Origin of the sequence: Ktedonospora formicarum (genome assembly GCF_016587355.1) — a bacterium.
Lineage (GTDB): Bacteria > Chloroflexota > Ktedonobacteria > Ktedonobacterales > Ktedonobacteraceae > Ktedonobacter > Ktedonobacter formicarum.
In genome coordinates, this window is the sequence record NZ_BNJF01000003.1 from 962,265 (window position 1) to 982,146 (window position 19,882).

The 19,882-nt window shown below is 55.6% G+C and carries 22 protein-coding genes and 1 pseudogene; 12 read left to right on the forward strand and 11 right to left on the reverse strand.

Annotated elements, in window-relative coordinates; all coding sequences use genetic code 11:
- Positions 1–224 precede the first annotated feature (224 nt).
- Positions 225–1,127: a hypothetical protein gene (locus K3T82_RS30850; protein ID WP_220197353.1), complete on the forward strand. Its 903-nt coding sequence runs from the start codon at positions 225–227 to the stop codon at positions 1,125–1,127.
- A 348-nt stretch (positions 1,128–1,475) separates the two neighbouring features.
- Here the strand turns inward: K3T82_RS30850 and K3T82_RS30855 are convergent, their stop codons facing one another.
- Positions 1,476–1,844: a hypothetical protein gene (locus tag K3T82_RS30855; RefSeq protein ID WP_220197354.1), complete on the reverse strand. Its 369-nt coding sequence runs from the start codon at positions 1,842–1,844 to the stop codon at positions 1,476–1,478.
- Between the two features lie 246 nt (positions 1,845–2,090).
- Between K3T82_RS30855 and K3T82_RS30860 the strand changes: the two genes are divergently transcribed.
- Entirely contained in the window at positions 2,091–2,270 is a 180-nt protein-coding gene (locus tag K3T82_RS30860; RefSeq protein ID WP_220197355.1) for a hypothetical protein, read from the forward strand.
- A gap of 389 nt (positions 2,271–2,659) precedes the next feature.
- Here the strand turns inward: K3T82_RS30860 and K3T82_RS30865 are convergent, their stop codons facing one another.
- Genes K3T82_RS30865 through K3T82_RS49280 form a run of 3 tightly spaced genes read right to left on the reverse strand, consistent with a single transcriptional unit; the run spans position 2,660 to position 4,472 of the window.
- Positions 2,660–3,313, reverse strand: a complete 654-nt coding sequence (locus K3T82_RS30865) for a hypothetical protein (protein WP_220197356.1) — start codon at positions 3,311–3,313, stop codon at positions 2,660–2,662.
- On the reverse strand, positions 3,250–4,110 hold the full coding sequence (locus K3T82_RS30870) for a serine/threonine-protein kinase (protein WP_307811251.1): 861 nt from the start codon (positions 4,108–4,110) through the stop codon (positions 3,250–3,252). The genes K3T82_RS30865 and K3T82_RS30870 overlap by 64 nt, the downstream gene beginning before the upstream one ends.
- On the reverse strand, positions 4,029–4,472 hold the full coding sequence (locus K3T82_RS49280) for a protein kinase domain-containing protein (protein ID WP_268886689.1): 444 nt from the start codon (positions 4,470–4,472) through the stop codon (positions 4,029–4,031). The genes K3T82_RS30870 and K3T82_RS49280 overlap by 82 nt, the downstream gene beginning before the upstream one ends.
- A gap of 428 nt (positions 4,473–4,900) precedes the next feature.
- Between K3T82_RS49280 and K3T82_RS30875 the strand changes: the two genes are divergently transcribed.
- A complete protein-coding gene (locus tag K3T82_RS30875) occupies positions 4,901–5,311 on the forward strand; it encodes a hypothetical protein (RefSeq protein WP_220197357.1) in 411 nt (136 codons plus the stop codon).
- On the opposite strand, the gene K3T82_RS30880 is transcribed toward K3T82_RS30875, so the two are convergent.
- Positions 5,301–5,450, reverse strand: a complete 150-nt coding sequence (locus K3T82_RS30880; RefSeq protein ID WP_220197358.1) for a hypothetical protein — start codon at positions 5,448–5,450, stop codon at positions 5,301–5,303. The two genes, K3T82_RS30875 and K3T82_RS30880, sit on opposite strands and share 11 nt — an antisense overlap.
- 498 nt (positions 5,451–5,948) lie before the next feature.
- On the opposite strand from K3T82_RS30880, the gene K3T82_RS30885 reads away from it, so the two are divergent.
- The 3 genes from K3T82_RS30885 to K3T82_RS30895 all read left to right on the forward strand — a co-directional run bounded on the left by K3T82_RS30885 (position 5,949) and on the right by K3T82_RS30895 (position 8,748).
- Positions 5,949–6,353 (forward strand): hypothetical protein, encoded by a 405-nt coding sequence (locus K3T82_RS30885; RefSeq protein WP_220197359.1) that lies wholly within the window; start codon positions 5,949–5,951, stop codon positions 6,351–6,353.
- A gap of 550 nt (positions 6,354–6,903) precedes the next feature.
- Positions 6,904–7,344, forward strand: a complete 441-nt coding sequence (locus tag K3T82_RS30890; RefSeq protein WP_220197360.1) for a hypothetical protein — start codon at positions 6,904–6,906, stop codon at positions 7,342–7,344.
- 861 nt (positions 7,345–8,205) lie between these two features.
- Positions 8,206–8,748, forward strand: a complete 543-nt coding sequence (locus tag K3T82_RS30895) for a hypothetical protein (RefSeq protein ID WP_220197361.1) — start codon at positions 8,206–8,208, stop codon at positions 8,746–8,748.
- A gap of 152 nt (positions 8,749–8,900) precedes the next feature.
- Here K3T82_RS30895 and K3T82_RS30900 read toward each other — a convergent pair whose 3' ends face one another.
- On the reverse strand, positions 8,901–9,833 hold the full coding sequence (locus K3T82_RS30900) for a hypothetical protein (protein ID WP_220197362.1): 933 nt from the start codon (positions 9,831–9,833) through the stop codon (positions 8,901–8,903).
- Positions 9,834–10,136: 303 nt separating this feature from the next.
- On the opposite strand from K3T82_RS30900, the gene K3T82_RS30905 reads away from it, so the two are divergent.
- Genes K3T82_RS30905 through K3T82_RS48160 form a run of 3 tightly spaced genes read left to right on the forward strand, consistent with a single transcriptional unit; the run spans position 10,137 to position 12,009 of the window.
- Entirely contained in the window at positions 10,137–10,781 is a 645-nt protein-coding gene (locus tag K3T82_RS30905; protein WP_220197363.1) for a TetR/AcrR family transcriptional regulator, read from the forward strand.
- Entirely contained in the window at positions 10,778–11,248 is a 471-nt protein-coding gene (locus K3T82_RS48155) for a cytochrome P450 (RefSeq protein ID WP_236031649.1), read from the forward strand. Before K3T82_RS30905 ends, K3T82_RS48155 begins: the two co-directional genes overlap by 4 nt.
- A gap of 17 nt (positions 11,249–11,265) precedes the next feature.
- The gene (locus tag K3T82_RS48160) at positions 11,266–12,009 is read left to right on the forward strand and encodes a cytochrome P450 (protein ID WP_236031650.1); all 744 of its coding nucleotides are present in this window, start codon (positions 11,266–11,268) and stop codon (positions 12,007–12,009) included.
- 106 nt (positions 12,010–12,115) lie between these two features.
- Here the strand turns inward: K3T82_RS48160 and K3T82_RS30915 are convergent, their stop codons facing one another.
- Positions 12,116–13,090: an aromatic ring-hydroxylating dioxygenase subunit alpha gene (locus K3T82_RS30915; protein WP_220197364.1), complete on the reverse strand. Its 975-nt coding sequence runs from the start codon at positions 13,088–13,090 to the stop codon at positions 12,116–12,118.
- Between the two features lie 293 nt (positions 13,091–13,383).
- On the opposite strand from K3T82_RS30915, the pseudogene K3T82_RS30920 reads away from it, so the two are divergent.
- A pseudogene (locus tag K3T82_RS30920) lies at positions 13,384–14,486 on the forward strand (DmpA family aminopeptidase).
- Positions 14,487–14,940: 454 nt separating this feature from the next.
- Positions 14,941–15,492 (forward strand): GNAT family N-acetyltransferase, encoded by a 552-nt coding sequence (locus tag K3T82_RS30930; RefSeq protein WP_220197367.1) that lies wholly within the window; start codon positions 14,941–14,943, stop codon positions 15,490–15,492.
- Between the two features lie 3 nt (positions 15,493–15,495).
- Here K3T82_RS30930 and K3T82_RS30935 read toward each other — a convergent pair whose 3' ends face one another.
- The 3 genes from K3T82_RS30935 to K3T82_RS30945 all read right to left on the reverse strand — a co-directional run bounded on the left by K3T82_RS30935 (position 15,496) and on the right by K3T82_RS30945 (position 18,148).
- Complete coding sequence (locus K3T82_RS30935; protein WP_220197368.1) at positions 15,496–16,302, reverse strand: hypothetical protein; 807 nt, start codon at positions 16,300–16,302, stop codon at positions 15,496–15,498.
- Positions 16,303–16,313: 11 nt separating this feature from the next.
- Positions 16,314–17,411 (reverse strand): WD40 repeat domain-containing protein, encoded by a 1,098-nt coding sequence (locus K3T82_RS30940; protein ID WP_220197369.1) that lies wholly within the window; start codon positions 17,409–17,411, stop codon positions 16,314–16,316.
- A gap of 233 nt (positions 17,412–17,644) precedes the next feature.
- Positions 17,645–18,148 (reverse strand): methylated-DNA--[protein]-cysteine S-methyltransferase, encoded by a 504-nt coding sequence (locus tag K3T82_RS30945; protein WP_220197370.1) that lies wholly within the window; start codon positions 18,146–18,148, stop codon positions 17,645–17,647.
- Between the two features lie 244 nt (positions 18,149–18,392).
- Here K3T82_RS30945 and K3T82_RS30950 point away from each other — a divergent pair, with 244 nt between their 5' ends.
- Positions 18,393–18,794, forward strand: a complete 402-nt coding sequence (locus K3T82_RS30950) for an NUDIX hydrolase (RefSeq protein ID WP_220197371.1) — start codon at positions 18,393–18,395, stop codon at positions 18,792–18,794.
- Between the two features lie 253 nt (positions 18,795–19,047).
- On the opposite strand, the gene K3T82_RS30955 is transcribed toward K3T82_RS30950, so the two are convergent.
- On the reverse strand, positions 19,048–19,812 hold the full coding sequence (locus tag K3T82_RS30955) for a hypothetical protein (protein WP_220197372.1): 765 nt from the start codon (positions 19,810–19,812) through the stop codon (positions 19,048–19,050).
- Between the last annotated feature and the right edge of the window lie 70 nt (positions 19,813–19,882).

A 19,882-nucleotide genomic window follows, 5' to 3' on the forward strand; every position in this document is an offset into this window, starting at 1 on the left:
CGCGAGGAAGTTGGAATTGACCAACAATCCTCTCAACACTATCAGCGCGGTCATACCATCAGGAGGAACATACAAAGGCAACACACCAGATGGAATATATGGAAGCTGTACCCCTCGCGCAGAGCGAACACCTACGCCTGTAGCAGTGTGTCGTTCGTCGGTCTCCGGCGAGCGACATCTCCGGCAGACGCTGGAGGTGTTCACCCCTCTCACGAGGAGTTGCAATGGCATTTGGCCGTGGCAAGAGCCCGAAGCCGGGCGAGGCCTGGACCGTCGAGCGTCTCTTGCAGACGTCCGACGAGGACCTGAAGCGGATGGTCACCCACGCCTACAACGTGGGCATCCGGCGCGGCAACCAGCACGGTCTCGACGAGACCGAGGGCGTCCTCCAGCTCGTGCACATCCTGGACGCGGCCCGGCAGGTCCGCAGCTGGCAGATGGACCGCAAGCTGCGGGTTCTTGCCGACCAGGCCTGCTCCCACATGCAGGAGCGGGCGCAGGAGTACCGCCGCCAATACGGCGCCCTCTTCCTCGCGCTGGTCGATGACAAGCGCACGCCGCGCATCAAGGACGTAACCAGCCTGCTTCCGGGTCGCCGGCTGACCACGCCGGCGGAGCTCAAGGACCTCCTCCGGGTGGCCCAGAGCTCACTGGATGAGGCCAAGGTGGAGCGCCTGAAGCTGCGGCCCGAGGCTGCGGCCAAGGCAGAGCTCCAGGCGTGGCTGGAGGAGCAGCAGGGGAAGCAGAAGAAGAAGTTCGACCCCGACGAGTGGGTGCGCAACTTCCGCGCCAACCTCGCGGCCAAGAAGGATCTCGTCCTGGACGAGTCCACCGCGCCGCAGGTGGCGCGGGAGTCCATGGAAGCGGACTGGGAGCGGCACCGCGATGCCATCGCCGCGAAGTGGGAGAAGGAGGGGAACGCGGCCAAGTCGGAAGCGGCGGCGGCCGAGGCGAAGCACCAAGAGCTTGAGCGCCAGATGGCGCGCGAGTCGGATCCGCGGAAGCGGCAGGCGCTGCAGAGGCAGGCCGACGAGGCCATGGGGAAGAAGCTGCGCGCCGAGGCCATCACCATCAAGCTCGACAACGCCGCGAAGCTCCGCCAGACCGACCTGACCACGGCGGTCTGATCGCCCGGCGGGACTGCAGCCTGACAGGCTGAAGACCCGCCCTACAAGTACAGTGCCATCCATCGTTCCATCGAGCGGGTGCGACGCTCTCATGAGCGCCGCACCCGCTCCGCGTTTTTGGCAACATACATTACGTTGGGGAGCATCTAAAGGGGTATTGTCACAAGGGGGGCCAAGGCTCGCTCAAGCTGAGCAATATAATGTTCTTTCGCATTCTCATACTTCCCCTCAATACATAGCCACATTTCCACCCCAAAACGCTAGAAGGGTGTCGCCCGTAATGAGGGGCAACACCTTCTTGCTAAGGAGATAAATTTCTAACTACGGCCTCAGGCCACGCGAAGGCCTTCAGCGTCGACGGAACGGCCCACCACTCTTGGGCTCCTCAGTCGGGTACTGCTTGTCCCTCGGCGACAGAACAACCCAGCGTTCGCCCTGCCAGGCGATGGTGAGTTCCCCGATCACGGTCGGCACTTTGACCGTGTTCGGCAGCCCGCGCCGCATCTGGCCTTCGAACGTGTTCCAGACGTGGTCGAGCTCCGTGCGGAACCGCTTGAGCAGCGCCTGGATCGGAGGGTTCAGCAGCCGCTGCTGCTGCGTCCGATACGTACGCTCCTCATTTTTGGTCAGCCCGTCGGACACACGCTTGTCCTCAGTGGCTTCGTCCACCCGCTGGTCGAGGAGGGCCCTGGCGCAGACGTCCAGGTACGCGTCCACCCGCTTACGGTAAGCCTCGAGCGGCTCATCACGAAGCGGCTGGGGCGCTGGGGCAGTTCCTCGTCCCCCTGCAGCTTGAACTTGGCGACCGGCTGCTCGGGGAAGAATCTGGTGAACGCGGCAATTACCGCCTCCTCCAGCTTCTGACGCTCGTTGTTGACGGCGACGGCCAATGCCGACAGCACCTCCCTGTCGGACGAGAGCGGGCTCCGGTTGTCCCGCCGACAGATGACACAGGAGACGCACTTGCAACGGCGACCACAGTCGCAAGGGATCGCTGCGTCCGACCTTCTCATTACCATTGCCATTGGGTATCCTTTCCCTCGGAGGGATAGAGATGTGTCCCCAGCGGGTTTGCTGGAGATACGGCCCGCCAGATGGCGCTGGCGGACTGCACCTTCGACAAACCCTGGCAGTCGTACTTAGAGCTTATTTACCTCCTCTGTTGTCATATCCTCCTTCAGGGGCACTTCCTTTCCGGAAAACGTACGCGATGAACTCAACGTGTGGAGTGACATGCTCCACCTGGTAGTGCGACGAACAACACAGCATGCTTGCCAGTGAGTTCGCTGATCACCCTACCATAGCGATCATCCAGACCGGGTGCTGTGCCTACCGATCTTCAAGAAGGGATCGCTCCTATCTGGCTGATCATTCGATCTTACGGTTGGCCAATACAACACTTATAGATACAGATAGTATAAATAATCTGCTTTCAAATGAAAAGGCCCAAATAGTCCCAATGTGCTCGAATCGCTGGCCCTACACCAAGCTGGGGCAGCGCTCGCTAAAGCTGAGCGCCTACATTTGGGAGGTTATGAGCAGCCGACCTTGGGTGTGGCTTGCTGCGTGATGGTGTTGGGGCTGGTGGTGGTAACGATGCCGGTATGCTTGACGTCCAGGGCCAGGGAGCCGAGTTGGATCGAGAGCGTCAGTTGCCGACTGAAGGTGAAGGTCTGACTGGTCTCGCCGGGCGCGAATGTCAGTTCGGCATGCTCATAGCTCTGACCATTATTGCTTGAATAGTCGAAGTCGACGATACCGCCGGGTCCGTTAGGGGCAACCATGATGGTCGCGATATAGGTCACTGTAACAATACTGAGGCATGAGCCAGTAGCTTCTGGCGGATCGAAGGTAATCTCAACGCTCTGGACCTGGAAGGGGACTGGCTCCTCGCTCTTCGTAGGCGTAGGAGTAACACCGGGCGTAGAGGTCGCAGGAGCCAGAGCAGGGACTGTCACCGTCGCGCCCGGTGTGAGCTTATGACCCGTCGTCGTCGTTCCACTCCACTTCGTCTCCGTCTCCTCCGGGGCGCGCGTCGCCACGGCCCTCTGACCAGTATTAGCCTTTATCGATATGTCGAGCAGGATACCCCCCACAATGGCGAAGAGCAACAGCAGCGCGGCTAGCAGGATGAGCAGGCGCTTACGCCTCCGCCTCGGGTCGCCCTCACGCGTAAATGGAGGCACACTCGAAGGGGGTACATTGCCTGGGGAAGGTTCTGTTGTCTTGTTATGCACGCCAGAAAAAGGGATCGCGTTGGGCAATACATGCTTGGGGGCGTAGTAGAATCTTCGAGGATCTCTGGCGCGATTGCGGGCAGATCACCAATCGTAATGGGCGTTCGCCTACCGTGGGAGAGGTGGGAGGTACTCCGGGCGGAGGGCTCCGATATGCTCCCCATATACCATGACCCACTGGTAGGGCTCGGCTCCTCATCCAATGGCTGCGAGACAAGGCTATCACCAAGTTCGATAGGCGCGCTCCGAGCCGCCTGCTCAAAGGCTTGCGCGAAGGTGGCGATAGTAGGGAAGCGCTCTGACGACTGCTTTGCCATCGCGAGTTGCAGGACAGTGGCAAGTTGGATTGGGACTCGCGCGTTCATCTGGCTAGCATCAGGAGGGGGAGTGTTTATATGTTGATAGAGCACATTGACCGAATCCCCCACGAAGGGATAGCGACCGGTCAACAGCCGATACGCCATAATCGCCAGCGAATACTGATCGCTCGCTGGCACTGCCTCCCCACGCCACTGCTCCGGTGCCATATAGCTTGGTGTTCCACGGGCCTGCGTGCTGGTATGAGAAGAGGAGAAGCGCAAACGAGCCAGGCCAAAATCCGAGAGCATCAAGTGAGGGGCCTCCGGGCTCACACTGCTCGCGCGTACCAGAAAATTCGACGACTTCACATCCTGGTGAACGATATGCCGTTCATGCGCGTATTGTAGCGCGTCGGCAGCCTGACGAATGATCGAGGCAACAACCAGTAGAGGAAGGGGGTAGTCTTCCCACTTTTGCGCAGCCAGATATCTAGCGAGCCTTCAGGATGATAGGGCATAACAAGATACGTCAGCCGGGCCTCATTATGCGAGACCTCGCCATAGTCGAAGAGTGGCAGAATATGCGGATGGTCGAGCATAGAGATGGTTCGCGCTTCTCTTTGAAAGAGGCGGTAAAACTTCGCGCTCTGCTCTTCATCGTTCTCCAGCACCAGATCGGAACGCACAACCTTGACCGCTACCTGACGATCAAGGCGCTGATCCCTGGCGAGATAGATCTCACCCATACCACCACTACCTATCAGCTTGAGCAATAGATAGTGGCGAACCTGTAATCCATCAAGTGGCATCTTTTACCCCAGAACAAAATAAACCTCTCCCCTGCACGAACACATTAGAAGAAACAGAATTATTCCCGCCAGATTTTGATAGGGAAATCACATATATAAGCCATACATTGCACAAGAAGAGTTTCAAACCGACTTTACAGCTCAACAATCATGTCTATAAATGTAACAAATTATTGGCGTTTTTGCAACATTTAACATAACAATGTGCAATCAGCGCATAAACAGGCCCATGCGGCGGACTTAAGGCAATAGGGAGGCGGCTTAGGCTGGAATTCAAGCGCTTGTGTAACCATCGGGCATATGGTATAGTCATAGTGAACAAATCGCAGGCTCTTCGCTCAGGCGTCAAGAGTCTCCTGTGGCAGGGTCCTATCCTATAGGAAAGGACCGCGTTCACGCAGTATTCGAATCGACCATTGGAGCCCGTGATGGGCACAAACGAAGTGATCAGCATCGCCGGAAGGTTGCCGCTTCACAGCGGCGCCCGGACGAACTACGCCAGTAAGTTCGGAAGGCTGCACTCCATGCACGATCAGGAGCGCATCCTGGCCAACTGGGCAAGGCTGGAGGGCAAGCGCAAGCTGGCCCTCATCGTGGCTTGCATCTGGGCCAAGGCCCAGATGGGGCAGCAGGGCGAGCCGCTCGTCAAGGACGCAGCCAGGGCCGCGCTGGAGATCGTGGATGCAGAGGAGCTCACATTGAACCGCGATGCTCTCCTGGAGGTCATGCGCGAGCAGGAGCGGAACATCGACGTCTCCGGCGGCTACATGCCTGTTCTCACGACTGCGGCCGACCACGCAGAGATCGCCACGACGGTGCTCTCTCGTCTCAGGCTCTGAGACGAGCGCTCACACAGAACCGCATCGACTGAGGGGAGCCCATCAGGGCTTCCTGCAAGCCTCCCAGTGATCCCGGCAGGGCTTCCGCGTCTATGACGTGGTCTCGCCGGGCCTTCAGGATGAGGGAAGTGACACTCACGTCACTTCGCAGTTCCTCGAGAAGAAAGTGCGCGAACGCGGTCGAGCCGCCGGGGTGGGGTGTGGCATCTCTCAGAGATGCGCGCCCCGCCTCCGGCGCTCCCCGCACAGCCTCACCTCATCTCTACATTACATCTCTCCCACTTATAAGTCTCTCACGCTTGATATTCGCAAAATGTTGCAAAAGAACCTTCACATGACCCATGGCTCAAATAGGGACAATTACAATGTCCAGCAAGGTATATATAGCAATAAATGATGAGCCTAACAATGAATATAAACAGGCTCACACGGCGGAATGAGGGCCATCCCAGGTGGTGGAGAGGCGCGTTTAGGCTGGAATTCAAGCGCTTGTGCAGCGATTGGGCATATGCTATAGTCATAGTGAACAAATCGCAGGCTCTTCGCTCAGGCGTCAAGAGTCTCCTGTGGCAGGGTCTCATCCGCCAAGGATAGGACCGCGTTTACTCACAACCGTATCGACTGATTGGAGCCCATCGTGGGCCGAACGACTGAAGTGATCGCCATCTCCGGAAGGTTGCCGCTGGGCCTCCCCCGAAGCGAGCCGTACTACGGGGACCTCTTCGGTGCCCGTAGTACACGGGACGGAATCTCGCAGCTCACAACCGATCTGGAGGGCAAGCCCAGGCTTGCCCTAATCATCGCCTGCATCTGGGCCAAGGTTCGGGCAGGCGAGCAGAACGAACAGCTCGTCGAGGACGCCGCCGGAATCGCGCTGGCGATCATGGAGGAGGAGCGGGTCGAACTGACCCGCGACAGCCTCCTGTGGGTCTGCCAGCTGTTCCGGCAGAACTTCAAGGTCCCTGGCACGAAGCGGGGCATCCAGGACAAGGCAAGCGACGCGCACGTGGCGACGCAGATTCTCACGGCGATCGTGAACTGAACGCGGTCGAGCCGCCGGGACGGGGCGCTGCATCTCTCAGAGATGCGCGCCCCGCCTCCGGCGCTCCCCGCACAGCCCTCCCATATTCCAAGCGTATCGCCACCCCAGACTTTGCCTCCCCTACCTTTCTATATAACAATCCCCCTGACAACACCTATCCCTGGCACCATTGAAAATAACATAGCTATCCCGCTTTTCATATAAGAGGAAAGCATATATGTTTAATACTGATAATCTTCACAAAGCTCATGGTTCAAATAGGGACAATTGCAATATACGGCAGAAAATATAACAAGCAATAATTAGCAGAACAATGTGCAATGAACACATAAATAGGCTCACGCGGCGGACTTAAGGCTCCCACTATGCAATGTATAGGGGTGTAATACTGCAATTCAAGCGCTTGTAGCACAATCGGGCATATGGTATAGTCATAACGAACAAGTCGCAGGCTCTTCGCTCAGGCGTTAAGAGTCTCCTGTGGCAGGGTCTCTTCCAATGAGGATGGGCCACGTTCACTCTTATCCGATTCGACTGAGGGGAGCCCATCATGGGCGCAACCGGCACGGACAAACTGATCGCACTCGCCAAGGGTTTGCCGCTGGGAAGCGACAACCAGGCGAACTACAGTGCGTTCTTCGACGACATCCACAACATGCTGAACAGGAGAAGCGCCCTGGTCGCCCTCACGGGCCTGCAGGGCGACCGCCTGCAGAGCGACCGCAAGCTGGCTCTCATCCTGGCCTGCATCTGGGCCATGACCCAGTTGCGCGAGCAGAACAAGCGGCTCATCCTGGCGGCAGCCACGGTGGCTCTGGAGATCATGAGCAGCAACGGGATCGCGGCCTCCAGCGACGTGATCTTGCAGCTCATGCGGCGGCACAGGGCGAGCTTCAACGTCAGCGGCTCGATGCTCCTGGACGAGAAGTACGACGAGCAGCGCGCCGAGGCCGCAGAGGACGTGCTCAACCACCTTCGCATCGGAGCCTGAGAACGGACGTGGCGAGCAGTGGAGCGGGGCGTGAGCCTCGCCACCACTGCTCCCCGCGCAGTCTCCCATGCTCCAAACGTATCAACACCCCAGACTTTGCCTCCCCTACCATTCTATATGACAATCCCCCTGGCACCATTGAAAATAACATAGCTATCTTGTCTTTCATCCAAGATGTAGGCATAACATGGCAACCTTCACAGAACTCATGGTTTAAATAGGGACAATCGTAGTGTATAGCAGAGCATATACAAAAACAACCAAAAGTTGTCCTTGCCTTTTATATAAGGTATTAGGTATAGTATAGATGTTTCAAATATACCCATTGTCTTCTGGCGCGATGGGAAAAGTGTGTTTCGCTCTGCGCGATTCCACATGGACTCGTAACGACCGCTGAGACGTACTACCTATCGCATGCCTGGAAGGGGGTATGCTTTCTTGCTCTCAATACAGAGTGAGGCCTGAACCATCCTTGTCGTGAGAGGCTCCTGGGTTCGCTGCTGAACGCCTGCAAGCACATGGGATCGCGCACCAGGAAGCCATTCCGTGATAAGGAAAGTATGAAACTGTCTTGTTCACAGTCAGAGGTATCCACAGTTAGGCCAAACGCAATGGAGGCTTGTACTGGAACTGGTAGCACATAGCGAGCTGGCGAAATGTCACTTGTTCGTAGGTGGCATGATAGCCAAACCTTGTAGCCGAAGGCTCGGAGGTTACCACTTCGACCAGGCCGCTAACTACCCCGTTCCACGTACGTTTAGAATCAAGGAGGGAACCAAACAAACAAGTAGGCAAGGCTCATCGGGACATCCAAAGCACCCTCAACCTACTGGGGGCAATGGAATGAGTTTGTCAAGCTCTATGGAAACACTCAATACCTTTCTGGAGGTGATTGAGGGCACCCGCGACCTCCTGAGCGAGGCGCGAACGCGCTTGGCGGGCCTACCACCGAAGCAGCAAGGGCGCATCAAATCGGCCCTCGCCGAGATTGACGCAGCCAATTTGGTACTCGGAGAGGCAGACAAGCACACACGCGGTGGCCTGACCATCTTTGCTACGCGCAAGGAGGCAGCCGAGCTGGAGAAGGCCGCCACCAAAGCCAGGAAGGAAGCCAACAAGGCGAAGGGTACAGAGGAGGAGGAAGGCAAGGCAGAAGCGGCAACGCAGGCCGAGACGGCTGCTAAAGACATGGCGACAGCCGCAAATCGTCTTTCCAAAGGTGTAGACCCGGTCAGGTCGAGCCTCAGAAACGCTGTCAGAATGGTCAAGGACGCGAACGAGGCGGCGCAGAGGACAAGATTGACCGATGCCACCCAAATCGAGATCCATATCTTGAATGAGGTGCGGCAGAAGACGGAGCGTGCCGCCAAAAAGATTCGTTACTGTATAAATATCATGTGGTAGTGAGCGGGAGGAGGCGAGTAGCGAATAGGGCGACACCCAGGACTCGCTGCCTTCGTTGTTGATATTGCCTTTTGTGTAAACCGTTGAGTTGAACCGGTCAGGGGGAACGTGGTTTTGCGACCATGTTCCCCTGATCGTTTTTCTGCCGTCTGTTAGAGCTCCCAGACCTTTAGGTTAGAGAATGCCACCTCAGTTGGGCGTTGATTATCTACAGCCGTCAGGGCCAGAAAGCCAACAGTAAAGGATTCGTCAGTTACCTGGGTCAGATATTGCTGATTTATATAGATATAGAATTTATCATTACGGGCAATAAGGGTCACAAGAACTTTCTTCCCATAATCTGCATTGAACCTGGTCGGGGCAGAGCCTGACGCCAGATAAGCGAAATCATCGGTACGATTGTCAGCACCAATAAGCTCGTATGTCCCCTGCGCATCATATTGGAACAAATAGTAGTTATTCATATCTTCATCGGCGCGGAACATCAGGGCTGCCAGATCGCCCTTGAGGAGATTGACCTCAACCTGAACAGCGAAATTCACACAGAACTTATCCAGATGGCAGTTCCTCATGTAGCCCGTATGGTCAATTGACGCGTGATAAGAGCTGTCCTGAAAACCACAACTGCTCGTCTCATCCGAATCGACCTCAAATAACGAGTCTTTTCCCTGGCTGGCAAGCGTATCGCTAATCTTAGGCGTAAGATTCATCACTTCATTATAGGCCGCTCGCGCTTCGGTCGTCTCTATAGGCTGCATAGTGCCTGTGGTCCCCGCTTGATTGACCAGGTAGACAAATCCCTGAGCCGAGAGACCGCACGCAAGGCCACATCCCCCCAGAACGAGTACTATGCCCAATATCGAGAGCCCTACGATCAACCCTGTCTTGCGCTTCTTCTTTGGTGGCGCGAGTGGTGCTACATAGGGATAATAGGGCGCGTGATAGGCATTTCCTGGCGGCAAGGGAGCCCCACCCTGCGGCGCGACAAACTCTGACGGCGCAGGTACCGAAGTCACAGGAGCCAGGCAGGCGGGACAGACCGCAGCTCCCTGCGGTATCTCCTTCTGGCATGTTCGACATTGCATATGTGTTCTGTCCTCAATTTCATAAAAAATAGATAGAATATCGCCTATTTACGCCATTATGCCATATTCACCTTCATCTGAATAGCCACAACTATTAGTACCATCCCCTGCGCCGTGCAACCCCTTCCCATAGGCTCAGGGCTATTTTATGCTTCCCAGGCGTTTGCCTCGGCCCATCGCGCGGGCCTTCAGGACAAGGGTATGGTGCAGGCCCACCACCCCTTGACCTTCATCCAGGTTCTATGTTATGCTCTGAATGAGTGTTCATTCAGAGTGAATATACATTCATGGGGAGGCAAGAAAATGAAAGATCCGCTCAAAGAGGCATTGCAGGAGCAGCTTATCGCGGGGAGGCGCAGCCAGATCCTCGACGCCGCTACCCGCGTGTTCGCTACCAAGGGCTTTCACCCAACGACGATTAAGGATATCGCGCGCGAAGCGGGGGTCGCCGATGGTACGATTTACAACTACTTCACAAACAAAACCGCCCTTCTACTTGGCATCCTTGACCGCCTTAACGAGACAGACCAGCGTGCAACGGACTTCTCCCAGTTAACGGACATCTCTCAGGTATCGAAGGGCGAATTCCGAAGCTTTATGATGGCCTATATCGCGCACCGCATGCTTATCTTCAAGGCGGACGAATTCAGGATCTTTAAGGTCCTCATTTCAGAAATCATGGTTAATCAGGAGTTACGGGAGCAGTATCGTCAGAAGATTGTAGAGCCAACAATGAAGATGGCGGAAGTCTACTTCCAGCAATGGGCAGAGAAGCGCGTTCTCAGGCCCACCAATGTCAGGCTAACCATTCGCGCCATCTCAGGTCTGATCCTGGGTCTTATGGTGGAGTACGTCATGGGTGATGAGACGCTAGAGGAGGAGTGGGAAACCCTCCCGGCTTTCATCACCGATCTAATTCTCGATGGATTGAGGAGTACACAAGCATGACACAACCGACAACAATCCCAAACACTATCGCGCCTGTCGATGTCACCTCCGCGTCGTTTAAGGCCAATCCCTTCCCCTTTTACGCGCGGCTCCGGGCCGAAGCGCCCGTCTTCCCGGTACCTCTGTTCGGTCATAAGCGCGCGTGGCTGGTGACACGCTATGATGACGTTCTCAACGTCCTGAAGGATGAGCGCTTCGCCAAGGATCGTCGCACAGCTATGACCCCTGAACAGTTGAAGAAGATGCCCTGGATGCCGCCCATGTTCAAGCCACTTGAGTACAACATGCTTGACCTGGATAGTCCCGATCACACCCGTCTGCGCGCCCTCGTCCACAAAGCCTTCACGCCACGTATGATTGAGCAGATGCGCGATCAGGTACAGGTCTTGACCAACGAGCTACTCGACAAAGTGGAAGCCAAAGAAAGCATGGATCTGATCGCCGATTTCGCCCTCCCCTGCCTCTGACGATGATCGGGCGTATCTTGGGCGTACCCGCTAAGGACAACGCGAAGTTTCATCGCTGGACCCAGGCCTTTCTCTCAGCGAGCAATTTCAAGAATCCCTTCTTCCTCATCCCTACCATCATGAGCTTATTGGGCTATCTCAAAAAGCTCATCAAGGCCCGCCGTGCGCAACCCACTGACGACCTGATTACAGCCCTGGTCCTGGCGCGGGACGAAGGCGACCACCTTAGCGAAGACGAGATCCTTGCTATGATCTTCCTGCTGCTGGTCGCGGGGCATGAGACAACCGTCAACCTGATTGGGAGCGGCACCTTTGCCCTGTTGGAGCATCCCAACCAATTAGCGAGGCTACAAGCCGAACCCGTGCTCATCAAGACCGCTATTGAAGAACTGCTCCGCTTTACCTGCCCCGTCGAGATGGCAACCGAACGCTATGCTCGCGAGGATATCACCCTCGCCGGAGTAACTATCCCACATGGAGAACTGGTTATGGCTGTGCTAGGCTCCGCCAACCGCGACGCCAAGTACTTCGATAATCCTGATGAGCTCGACATCGCGCGCGAGCGCAACCGGCACCTGGCCTTTGGACAGGGCGCACACTACTGTCTCGGCGCGCCCCTCAGCCGTCTCGAAGGTCAGATCGCTATTCAGACCCTCCTCCAACGTATGCCCAACCTGAGCCTGAGCATCCCATCTGAGCAAATCCGCTGGCGTGGTGGCTTCGTCCTGCGCGGCATCGAAGCCCTTCCCGTCTCGTTTTAAACGCAACATCACCCCAGAAGTAGGCACTCGCTCAGCTTGAGCGAGTGCCTACTTCTGGGGTGATGACATCGGGGAGCTCCCTCCCAATATACCGCTTGCCTGCTGTTTACGCGGTGCCGAAGGTGACACCCTTCTCACGGAGCCAGCGGCGATAAGCGATGGAGAGGCGGTCGGAGCGTAAGTGAAGCTCAGCCTGGAGGTCCAGGGGCAGGAGTTCGGGCCGCTGGGACTCAACGACGGGAATGTCCTCCATAAGAATGCTCTCCTGGAATTTGATGATTTCTTCGTCGGATTCCTCTTTCGTCGTGGTCGCCTCATAGGTCCAGGCCAGAGAGTGATCCTCTTCAACAGGGGTGATGGAGAAGAGCAGGGCCAGGCCGGAGGAGCCTTCGTCCCGCTTGGCGAGGTAAGCCGTGAGGGGACGCAAGACCTTGTAGACATAATGCATATACGCGCCATAGCCTACGCCCAGAGGATCAGGCTGCCAGACCTTGATGTCGTTGGCTACGATTTCGTCAGGTGTAACATCAACGGTGTAGTCCGAGAGCGCGGTATGCTCGGGATCGCCCAGGCTGCCCTCATGGACAAAGGGGAAGTGCGCGACATCCAAGAAATTCTCAATAAGGCGCGGCCCACCGGCATGTACTTTGTATGGGCCGCATACGACAGCCTTAAACGCGGCGTCATCCCATTCAGGGAAGGCGGGAATATCGTGCTCAGGCTGACCGAGTGAGACCCAGATAGTATTATAGCGCTCGCGTGCCTGGTAGACTTTGGCATGAGCCTTGGCGGGCGGATTCTGCTCGGGATGGGCGGGAAAGCGGATACAGTGGCCCTCTACGTCATAGACCCAGCCGTGGTAGGGGCAGGCTAGCGTCTCACCTGATGTCTTGCCCAGTGAGAGCTTGGCACCGCGATGGATGCAGAGGTCGCGCCAGGCATGGATGACACCATCCTTACTGCGCCACAATACCAGATCCTCGCCAAGCAGGCGCGCCGCCACTGGCTTACCAGCCGCCACGACATCCTCGGAACGCGCGAGCGCATGCCAATCATGGATCAATACGTCATCTTGAATCATCTCTGCTCATTCTCTTTCTATGCTTCAAAATACCTGCTCGCTGCACGCCTGGAAAGGGGAGTTCTATAAAGGAGGACTTTCTACCTGACCGAACGCTTGCTCCATAGAGCATAACACAGGTAGCGCCTGACTGTATAGTATATACGGGCCGCTTCCAGAGGGGTACCACGAGCTAAGGTGTGTTGTACAATGTCCCGAGATGGGGTAGCAGGCAGTTTGGGAAAAATGTGAACAATATACTCTTTTATACATACTTGCAAGCTGGCTTGATGAGAGAAGAGGAGCAGACCACAATGACAAGAGCGCGTATACGCGACCTGGGTATTACGATTGGCACCTATCCCACCGGGACCTACAACGCCATAACCGATGTGCCGGGTGTACTGGTTGGGCATGAGACGATCATCTCCGATGAGGGGCGAACGGCCCGGACCGGGGTAACGATGATCGTACCGCGTGATGGAGGGATCTGGGCTGACCATGCCTTCGCGGGTTATTTCAGCTTCAATGGCTGCGGCGAGATGACTGGCTTGCCCTGGATCACGGAGGCAGGCTTGATCCATACGCCCATTGGCATTACTAATACTGGTTCGGTCGGCATCGTACGCGACGCGCTCTGTGCCTACCCCATTGAGGAAGCCGCGAGATTCGCCGTCCCGCCATCTATCGCATCAACCTGGACCGGGAGCCTGCCAGTCGTAGCAGAAACCTGGGACGGCTGGCTCAACGATATTGACGCCTTCCACGTCACAAAGGAGCATGCCTTCCAGGCGCTCCAGAACGCGCACGGTGGCGCGGTGGAAGAGGGAAATGTTGGCGGTGGTACGGGTATGATCTGCCATGAGTTTAAAGGAGGCATCGGAACCTCCTCGCGAGTCGTGAAGTACCCACACGACAGCTATACCGTTGGCGTACTCGTCCAGAGCAATTACGGCAACCGTCGCCACCTCTCCATCGACGGTGTCCCCGTTGGGCGCGAGCTTGACTACTCGCTGGTCGCGAGTCCCTGGATCGAGCCGCCCAAGGGAGGCTCAATCATCATCATTGTCGCCACGGATGCCCCCCTGATCGCGGTCCAGTGCCAGCGCCTCGCGCGCCGTGCCACGGTAGGACTCGCGCGCGTCGGTGGCATGGGCTTTAATGGAAGCGGCGACATCTTTCTGGCCTTCGCCACTGGAAACCACCTCCCCTTCGGCGCGCAAGGCCCTATCGACCTGCGAATGCTCCCCACGACTTCATGGACCCCCTCATCGAGGCTGTCGCTGAAGCGACTGAAGAAGCCATCCTGAACGCCCTTACCGCCGCCGAAACCATGGTTGGCAATCGAGGGCGCACAGTCTATGCCCTTCCCCTCGACGAGGTTAGCCGCATCGTAGGTAAGTATCGAGGTAAATAGGCGTAGCGAGTTCAGGCGAGGCATAAGCGGTACGCGAGATTGACGACCGATTGGGTGGGTTTGCATAGCAAGTAGAGGCAGGCATTGTCGACAGGCATCGAAGGGGACTGGTCAGACCTGGCAACTTGATGCTTTGCATATGAATACACAGTCCATTTGTGCCCCTCATTTTCTATAGTTACAACCATCAGAATGATGTTTCCTCTTATTCAAGGAAACCCACAACAATCCTTTATTCCAGTGCAAACTTTGAAACTCTGTGAAGAGGGTTGCCACTTTCTCGTATCAATACAGCATTAAACTGGAAATGCCGAGCCGTTACGCAAATCTCTGCGATGAAATGATTTTGGGTGTATACTACCAGTATACTCATATATATAGTTTATTGCGGAGTATATGGGTAGGATTACAATTGAATAATGCCTGAGAATCATGAAAAGGAGTCTATCTGACTATGGCTTTAGGAACCTGGTGGCGTGGCGACACTCTTCCCCAACTCTCGACACTGCCCTCCTTCTCGGCGGGTATCAGCACCGATAAAGGCACTATCGCGCGTATGAATCAACTGACAAATGAAGAGATTGAACGGCGCTTCGACCAGGGGCATTTCTTCTATCTAGCTTACATGGATGAAACCCCAGCCGGCTATGGCTGGGTTGCCACGCGTGAGGGGAGCATCAGGGAACTACAACTTCGCTTCCCCATCTCACCACGCGAGCGCTATCTCTGGGATTTTCAGACCTTACCGGAGTGGCGTGGGCGTGGCATCTACCCTCATTTGCTTCAGACTATCATCCTTCAGGAACTCCTTGATGCTGACCGCTTCTGGATTGGCTTTAAACCTGACAACGAAGCTTCAGAGCGCGGTATTACCAAGGCTGGCTTCCAGATAGTAGGCGATTTCGTCTTTGGCGAGGGGCCAGAGATTACCTTCGGGTCTTATGATAACCATGAGCGTGGCCTTGCCGCCGCTCGTTTCTATCACCTTCCGCTCACGACCCTCTAGTTTTTAAAATATAAGCTCTGTGTCGCGTAGATCATACAACGGAAGTTGAGCACTCGCGGCAATGCTCGCGACCAATCGGTCCATACTCTTAGCGTATGCTATATCGCGCGGACGCTTCAACGCACGCCAACTGATGCACTCTTCGGCGCTATGCAATTCGTAATACAACCATGCGCCATATGCTGGACCAGTAACTGCGAAGAGCGTCATATCTCCCCATGCAATCCGCTGCTGTAGACGAAACCCATTATAGAGCACGCCTTCCTCATCATAGACAAGCATCGGCGAGGGCCTGTGAGGCAACACGATGAGTGAGATTAGAAACGCGAAGGGCGTGAAGAAACCCAAAATGATAATGATAGTCGAAAAATTACTGATGTTTGCTATATCCACACCTGACAGCAGTTCAGGAAGAAAGAGAAGCATACATAGGAGCGTGAAAAGAAAGCGCTTTGCCATTAAGCGCCCATTGTATGGGAGTATCTTTAACGTGAAGGGCTCGCTCTCCGCCTGCTCAATGATGGCGAGCAGAGGAAGGGTGTTATCAGGTTGGCAAGCCTGTTCGCGTCTGCCCGCCAAACGCTTTTGGTACGCTCGCCTGAGAGAATAGGCATAAATCAGGATGCCCAGCGAGAAAAGCAGAAGCCCGAAAGTCGCGATGGTGAAGCCATTGACCTCGGTCCGCTTCTCCCATAGGAACTTCCCTCTCAACCAGAGGGCGACAAGGTTCAAGGTTATGAGTCCTAGATGCGCACCAAAACGTACCTTCATGGACGAGCTTGATTGAGGATTCTTGATAGTTGTGACCATAATAGGCCTCCTTACCGTAAAACGGGACCAAATAATCCCTGTTGCGCGGTCATGTCCCACAGCCGGGTCTCGCCGTCGTTGAGGCACGCTACCAAGTAGCGAGCATCTGGTGACCAGGAGAGCGTGATAATGCTGCTGGGTAAGTGAGCGAATACCTTGACGGTTTCACCGGTTCGTGCATGCCAGATACGCAAATCACCTCGATAACCAGCCGAGGCGACATACTCACCGCTCGGAGAGGAGGCGACGGCCTCCAAACTGAACTCGTGCTCTTTATAGCTCAGGACAGGTAGTCGTTCTTTCACTTCAAATATTTGAGCCGCCTTCATTCCAAAATTCGCGATCACAAACCGCTCGCTCCCACCAAGCCACATCGCCCCCGCATACTTATTATTTATATAGGGGAGATCAAAGGTAACGCGGTAGGTCGCAACACGTCGAGCCGTAGCGCATTCCCAGATATAAATGGCTCTAGCATCGCTATCATTGAACTCTTCGGGGTCAGCAACCCCAGAGAGATAGCGTCCATCTGGCGAGAGATTGAGCGCGGCATAGAGCTGCTGCATCTTACCATCCCCTGTATACATGGCAAGCCCTTCACCTGTAACAACGTCAATGGCTCGCGCCATCACCGTGCGGTCATTGTAATCACTGCCACTGACATAAATACGCTGCCCATCAGATGACCAGGCAATATCTTGTGGATAGAATCGTTTAATGTTAAGAGGAAGCGTACGCGAAGCACGACCAGTAATGGCGTTCCATATCTGAATCTGCCCGGTCCCCTCGGCGGTCGTCGCTAGATAGCGCCCATCTGGCGACCAGGTCACGCCATTTACGTTTGTATCGGCGAGCGTGTATACTATTGCCCTACGTCGCACATCCCACAGCTTGACACGGCCTTGCATGCTTGTATGAAGCGCGATATATTTGCTATCTCTTGACCAGATATACTGCCAGGCTTGAAGCCCGGTAAAACGCTGAGAAATTTCGTGGGCATATTGCCAGAATCCATAGCCCGCGACCGCAAGCGTACCAGCCGACCATAGCCCTGCAAGGGCAGTGCGACGTGAGAGTTGAACTGGAGTCGCCTTAACTGCAAGAGGCATAGAGTTTTCTCGACCACCTTTTCTTTTTTAGCGCAGAGTTTAGCATACTTATGCCTATTCCCGCTGTGATGCTGCTCACGATTAAGTTCAGGCAATCCATCCAGATCGCCGAAAGCGGGTAGTCATCAAGGTGACTACCCGCTTTCGGCGGCTTCGGCCTACTCTTTTTTCTGAAAACCTGAACACACCAACGCGACCCACTACTCACGCAACATTGTTTTTCGCATAAGATCCTAGAGGGCATAACCTTCGTGTTGAAGGAGCCAGCGTTTACGCTCCAGCCCGCCCGCGTAGCCTGTAAGCGAGGCATCGGCACCTACGACGCGATGACATGGCAGGACAATCGCCACAGGGTTCAGCCCATTTGTGCGACCAACGGCGCGAGAGGCGGTAGGCTTGCCAAGCGTTGCCGCGAGCGCACCGTAGGTCCAGGTACTCCCGACAGGAATCGTGCGCAATGCCTGCCATACCTGCTGCTGGAAGTGCGTGCCACCTGTGTTGACGGGTATATCGTCCAGGCTCGACAGGTCGCCATCCAGATAGCGGCGAACCTTACTGGTAAAGCCATGTGGATCAGCGAGTGTTTCCAGACTTACGGAGCCATAGCGCCGCTTCAGGAGCAGCATCATGCGCTGCTCGTAATCCGAGAAGTCAAGCGAGCAGAGTTGTCCCCCATCCTCTACCAGTACTATCGTTCCAATCTCTGATTCCAGCGTATCTACATGCAAGCGCTTCATGATACTCCTTCTCTTTCTTTGGTGCCGCTGCTGAAGCGACGCGGCTACACATGTACCACTTTCTTGTTCCGTAGGTTTATCATAGCGCATCGCATAGGTTCGCGCTGGCGGTTTTCGGACAATATCGTCAAAGGCTCTCATCTCAGGCTGTGTTGACAGGGCTGGCTAGCTTGCTTTTGGAGCTGAGATCTAGTAGCCTTGTTCATATAAATAGCCCAACTATTTCTTTGAGGGAGAATAAACAATGCAAGGCATTATCGATAAATTGGCGCTCATATATATTGTGGGTGGACGTATTTTAAGCACACGTTCAAAGGGGAAGGATACATATTATCTACCAGGGGGCAAGCGCGAAGGAGCGGAGACGGATCAGGAGACACTAATCCGCGAGATAAAAGAGGAGCTTACGGTTGATATTCTACCAGAGACAATAGAATTTGTGGGGCAGTTCGAGGCCCAGGCCCACGGGAAAGCCGAAGGCATGATCGTGCAAATGCGCTGCTATAGCGCTCAGTTTAGCGGAGAGCTACAAGCAGCCTCTGAGATCGAAGAGGTCGTCTGGCTCAGCTACACCGACCGCGCCCGAACCTCACCCGTTGACCAGATTATCTTCGATTACCTGAAGGAAAAGGGGTTGTTGGTATAGGTCACTTTTGGGATTCTATAGGGACAAAATCAAATATGTTTTCAAACGCCCTTCAGTTATACTAGAGAAGCTTTAACAGGTTTTACTGATCATCAACCTGCCCCAAATGAAGATTGTTTCCAGGTGAAGTCCAGCATTCCCGCCTGGAAGATGTTCTCTACTCGCCCGCAAGGCTGAGTGGAAGCATTACGGGTCGCCTTTATGAATGACCTGTAAGGGATAGCTCTTGCCGTGAGTTTGCGCGAGGACTTCCCTATCGCAGCATCTCAAGCACGAGTTCTGGATAGCCTTGTCCCTCTTCAAGGGACAAACCGCACCACATCCGTAACCGATCACGACCGAAAGGCATACCGTGACTGGCATCAAATTCCAGACGGCCGAGCATCCTGCCCTCAGCGACCTGCTGAGCAATGGCGGGGTTCGCAAGGAACGCTGGGAACCCATCAAGGGCATGGAGTGGACCTCCCTTGCGCCCTTCGATACCCGAGAAGGGCAGGCCCACATCCTGAAGGTCGGTGACATGTGGCTCGCCCTCATCGCCCCCGCTTCGGGCAGGTGCCTCTACCTCGACCTGAACGCCGTGGGAGAGGGCCTTCCGCGCAAGAACTCGGGACAGGGTGTACGCGCCAACAACTTCCCAAAGCGCGAAGGGACCCAGGCGAGCTATCGTGCGGAGATGTGCGACAGCCCCGAGGGCTTCGTCGCTCAGCTGTACTGGTGGGAGAACGGCGACCACACGGTCCGCCTCCTGATAGCAGAGAACGTCGCCGCCGTCGTCGAGTGTCGGAAGGCCTCCACGTACAGCGGCGATCAAACGCCGGGGAAGCTCACGCTCTCTTCGCAGGAAGGCTACGAGCAAGTGCGACGCACCTTCCCGGGCGAGATTCCTCTGAACGTGGAGGTGCGGAAAGACCCGCGACTGGCACACTTCACATGCGCCAACGCTGACACTCTGTGCGTCAGCGGGGTCTTCCGCACGCAGTGAGTGATGTGGAGCGCACACGCAGGGCACGGCCATCTGGCCGCGCCCTGCGCGCTTTTGTAGGGAGAAATAGCTCCTGGCATGCGCTTGTTTCAGGGCGGTACAG